Below are 926 nucleotides of genomic sequence, written 5' to 3'. Positions count from 1 at the left end.
GGCGCAGGCCGAGCGGCTGCGGTCGCACCTGCTGGCGAAGCCCGAACTCTCGGTCGCGGACGTGGCGTTCTCGGCGACGACCAGCCGGGCGTTGCTGGAGCGGCGCGCGGTCGTGGTGGCCTCGGGGCGCGAGGAACTGCTGGAGCGGCTGTCGGCCGTCACGGCGGGGGCGGGTGCGGTCGGTGGGAAGTCGGCGTTCCTGTTCACCGGGCAGGGCTCGCAGCGGGCCGGCATGGGCCTGGAACTCGCGGGCGCCTTCCCGGTGTTCGAGCGGGCGCTGAGCGAGGTGTGTGGCGAGCTCGATGCCCGACTGGGGCGTTCGGTGCGGGAGTTGATCGCGGCCGGTGGCGAGGAGCTGAACGCGACCGAGTTCACGCAGGCCGCGCTGTTCGCGGTTGAGGTGGCGCTGTTCCGGCTGGCGGAGTCGCTCGGCCTGCGGGCGGACTACCTGGTCGGGCACTCGGTGGGCGAGATCGCCGCCGCGCATGTCGCGGGCGTGCTGTCGCTCGCGGATGCCGCCGAACTCGTGGTGGCCCGTGGCCGGTTGATGGGCGCGTTGCCCGCCGGCGGCGCGATGGTCGCCGTCCAGGCCACCGAGGCCGAGGTCGCCGAGTCGCTGGCCGGCTTCGAGGGCCGGCTGGAGATCGCGGCGATCAACGCGCCCACCGCGATCGTGGTTTCGGGCGACGCGGACGCCGCCGAGGAATGGCTGCCGAGGGTCGAGGGCCGCAAGACCACGCGCCTGCGGGTCTCGCACGCGTTCCACTCGCCCCGCATGGAGCCCATGCTGGACGAATTCCGCGCGGTCGCGCAGAAGTTGACCTATGCGAAGCCGCAGATCCCGGTGGTCTCCAACGTCACCGGCGCCCTGGTCGAGGCCTTCGACGCCGAGTACTGGGTCCGCCACGTCCGCCAGGCCGTCCGCT

1 protein-coding gene is annotated in these 926 nt (G+C 73.3%); it reads left to right on the top strand.

Features of this window, described 5'->3' with window-relative positions; translation table 11 throughout:
- On the top strand, positions 1–926 hold a 926-nt coding region (locus tag VM95_RS37710), incomplete at both ends, for an acyltransferase domain-containing protein (RefSeq protein ID WP_045706016.1).

This window comes from Streptomyces rubellomurinus (genome assembly GCF_000961885.1).
Lineage (GTDB): Bacteria > Actinomycetota > Actinomycetes > Streptomycetales > Streptomycetaceae > Kitasatospora > Kitasatospora rubellomurina.
This window is presented reverse-complemented; position numbering and strand designations above follow the sequence as displayed.